Genomic DNA, 3,713 nt, shown 5'->3' on the forward strand with positions numbered 1-3,713 from the left:
TCAGGGAAGGGTTGCCGGCTGCGAGGAAGGTTTCTACGCCTGCGGTGGTGATTTGATTGGGGGTGTTATCGGGTGGATTTGTTTTCAATTGTCGTACTCCTACGTTCAAAGGAGTTGCCGTGCTCATTCTTTCTCACGGAACAAAGGCGGCAACCGTGCACGAGGTGAGAAACCGAGTGAACATAGGAAGCTCGGCCAGACCGAGGTCTGCCCGCGCACGGTCGCCATTACGCAGCCGATACGTTCATAGTCGGGTTCTCACACCCGGTCGCCAAAGCGACGCGTAAACGGTATCCGTGAGCCATTTCCCCGACAACAGCGATACTTCGGCGGCGCGCGTAGGATAGTTCCGAAGCTTCAAAATCCTGAAGCTTTTGGTCTCTAATTCAGGATTTTCATACAGCTGATGGCCTCTTCGCGGGTGAAACCCGCTCCCACAGGGATGGGCTGCTCTTGAGGCCGGCGCGGTACCTGTGGGAGCGGGTTCACCCGCGAAGAGGCCCTGCCAGACAACACAAGACTAATGCCTCACCGCCACTACGGTGTATCATCCGCCCCCAAATCATTAAAAAGTGAAGTCGCGCGCTGCCCGCCAGCCCCGCGGCATTCTGGCGCTGTGCCAGACCGACAATGGACCACCGGACCTCACCATCGTGACCCAAGCCAAACCCCTCGCCCTGTTGACCCTGGCCCTGGCCCTGGCCCTGACCGCCTGCGCCAGCGGCACGCCACCTCATCACAACAGCAACCTGGGCTGGAACCACCCCGGCATGCAGTTGGGCGGTGACAACGGCCTGCCCATGCGCACCGAAAGCCCGTGCCGCAAGCGCGGCTGCGACAACGACAAGCTGTTCTTCAACCCGGGCAAAACCGAGCCGAACGTAAACACCATCCACCGCGGCTGGTAGGAAAATTCTCGTTTTGGGGCGGTGACTTAGGTCTTTTTCGAACAATCGCAAGTAAGTGGTTTACAGACGCCAACCGATCGCTATAATGACGCCCCATTGCCGGTATAGCTCAGATGGTAGAGCAACTGACTTGTAATCAGTAGGTCCCGGGTTCGATTCCTGGTGCCGGCACCATACAAGGTTCCATAGAAAGCTTTCAAAATCTTTGGAACCCCCGAAAAACCCGCCCTCTGGCGGGTTTTTTCGTTTTGGCGTTCCGTCGGATTCCGAGGGTAGCCAGCGCTAATAAGGGTACTTTTAAGGATACCTACCAATTCGACATTGGAAAGTACCCTTATGGCTCGCACAACGGCTCCCCTTACCGACAACGCCTGCCGCACTGCAAAGGCTCGCGAACGTGAGTACAAGCTTTTTGACGGCGATGGCCTTTACCTGCTCGTGAAGCCCAACGGTCGCAAAGGCTGGCGGCTCAGGTACGTGAAGCCCGATGGTCGCGAGGGCCTGACCTCACTCGGCAATTACCCGGTGGTCGGGCTGGCTGACGCTCGCCACAAGCGCTTCGAGCTTAAACAGCAGCTCGCCAACGGCATTGACCCCATCCAATCCAAGCAGCAGGCCAAGGTGCAAGCCGTAATCAATGGCCGTACCTTCGAAAGCGTTGCGCTCGATTGGTATGCCGGGATGGTGCCCAAGTGGGCGCCGGGCCACGCCAAGACTGTACTCAGCCGGTTGAAGACTCATGTATTCCCTTTGCTCGGTGCCAGGGCAATCGTTGAGTTGGACACCCACGACCTTATGCAGCCACTGGAAGCGGTGACGAAGCGCGGCACCATCGACGTGGCGCTCAGGATCAAGAACTACCTGCAAAGCGTCATGCGCGAAGCCAAACGGCTGCGGCTGATCACCGCGAACCCGGCTCACGACCTCGACGGCTCGATCAGAGCACCACGGGTTACACATCGACCCGCGCTACCCTTATCGCGGCTGCCAGAGCTGCAAGCACGCATCGACGACTACAAAGGTCGTCCACTCACACGCCTTACCGTGATGCTGTCGCTGCACGTGTTCGTACGCTCCAGTGAGCTGCGCTTCGCCCGCTGGAACGAGTTCGACCTCAATCGCGGCATCTGGGAGATCCCCGACACTCGCCCGGCGCTCGACGGCGTACCGTTTTCCACAAGGGGTACGAAAATGGCCGGAGACATTCACGTTGTACCCTTATCGCCGCAAGCAGTGGGCTTGCTTGAGCAGATCCACGCGATCACCGGCAAGTTCGAGCTGGTGTTCGCGGGAGATGCCAAACCGTGGAAACCGATGTCTGAGAACACGGTGAATGCCGCGCTAAGGACGATGGGCTATGACACCAAAGTGGATATCTGCGGCCACGGGTTCCGAGCCATGGCGTGCAGTGCGCTGGTCGAATCCGGACTTTGGTCAGAGACGGCCATCGAACGGCAGATGAGCCACAAGGAACGCAACAACGTGCGCGCCGCTTATACCCACAAGGCCGAGTTCCTCGAAGAGCGCCGGATGATCATGACCTGGTGGAGCCGGTTTCTGGAGGCGAACCGCGAGGACCATGTGACGCCGCATGAGTTTGCCAAGCAAACGGGCGAGAACGTCACGCGCCTTCGCAGTGCCAAGATGACCGAGTAACCCGCCGCGCCACCACCTCAACTTGCGGTGAAGTTACCCACAGCACCGCATGAAGCTCCTCCGCGCGGGTCCTTTCAAACGGGGCTGCAAAGCCGCCCCGTTTGAAAGGACCATACCTAAGAAAAAAACTGCTGGCACAGCTTACGTCTGTGGAAAACCACTGATGTCCACCGGGGGATAGTTTTATCCACAGGCGCTAAACCCCTGATATCGCGCTGCTTGACGAATATTGTCCACAAGCGTAGACCGGGAGTCGCAAGAGCTGTCGATGACAGCACCCCAGGTGACCCGAACCTTTAAGGTCACGCCGCTCCCGCGGTGGTTCACCCGCAAGTACGATTCGCGTCCGGCAGCTCGTACGGTCACTACCCATGTGATGGATGCCAACTCAATATCGTTGCCCCTGCGGCAACCACCCTACCCCATCTGCTCAGCAGCAACCTATCCGCTTGGCCATTTCGCGTGCGCCAACCTGCGCCCGTCTCTTTCACTGGAAAGAGACGGGCGCTCCTGACACTGCTGCAGCCCAGATCGCACATGGCTCAGCGGCAATTCCCCTCGTGACAATTGGCGTGACAAACGCCGATGTCACCAGCGACAGCCATGCAGGTGATGGTGCCGCAGACCAGGGAATGGACTGCACCTGACTGACAGTCAGGCATGCCCCGGTCATCGCATTGCTGCGTTCACCCGACTCAGGATCTCGCGGCACTGGTCTCGTCAGCCAATGCAGCCTCCACCCGCCCACCGTTAACGGTGCTTAGGAGGCCAGATCATGAGATGCCCTTGCTCCCGGTCGTAAGGAGCCGCCAGTCCCGCGTTAGAGGACATCCCCACAGGTCGCAGGGGCCTTGATCCCTGATAACACTCAACATTCTTGGCGGGATGACGTGGGGCGAGGATCGGAAAACGTCAGATGAGGTGACCGACATGGCATTGGTAGGTAGACGCGATGGTCGCAATTTCGGTTATGGCAGGCAATTGAGCTACGCAGGGCCGCAGGCGCTTAAGGACATGTTCGGCGGCGGTCATTACGGCACGGTCAAGGCGCACTGTGATCGGTGGCAGGCATTCGTCAAATGGTGCCGTTCCGAACAGGGGCCCGGTATCAATGATGCTCGGCAGATTGATCGGAAGGTATTGGCCAAC

The 3,713-nt window shown here is 58.8% G+C and carries 2 protein-coding genes, 1 tRNA gene and 1 pseudogene; all 4 read left to right on the forward strand.

Features of this window, described 5'->3' with window-relative positions:
• Nucleotides 1-653: 653 nt before the first annotated feature.
• Nucleotides 654-908, forward strand: a complete 255-nt coding sequence (locus HP546_RS27550; protein ID WP_172232185.1) for a hypothetical protein — start codon at nt 654-656, stop codon at nt 906-908.
• A gap of 98 nt (nt 909-1,006) precedes the next feature.
• A tRNA-Thr gene (locus HP546_RS27555) sits at nt 1,007-1,082 on the forward strand.
• Nucleotides 1,083-1,244: 162 nt separating this feature from the next.
• Nucleotides 1,245-2,564, forward strand: a complete 1,320-nt coding sequence (locus HP546_RS27560) for an integrase arm-type DNA-binding domain-containing protein (RefSeq protein WP_172232182.1) — start codon at nt 1,245-1,247, stop codon at nt 2,562-2,564.
• A 930-nt stretch (nt 2,565-3,494) separates the two neighbouring features.
• Nucleotides 3,495-3,713: pseudogene (locus tag HP546_RS31565) on the forward strand (integrase); the annotation flags it as partial.

This window comes from Pseudomonas sp. CM25 (assembly GCF_013179705.1).
In the GTDB taxonomy this organism is placed as follows: domain Bacteria; phylum Pseudomonadota; class Gammaproteobacteria; order Pseudomonadales; family Pseudomonadaceae; genus Aquipseudomonas.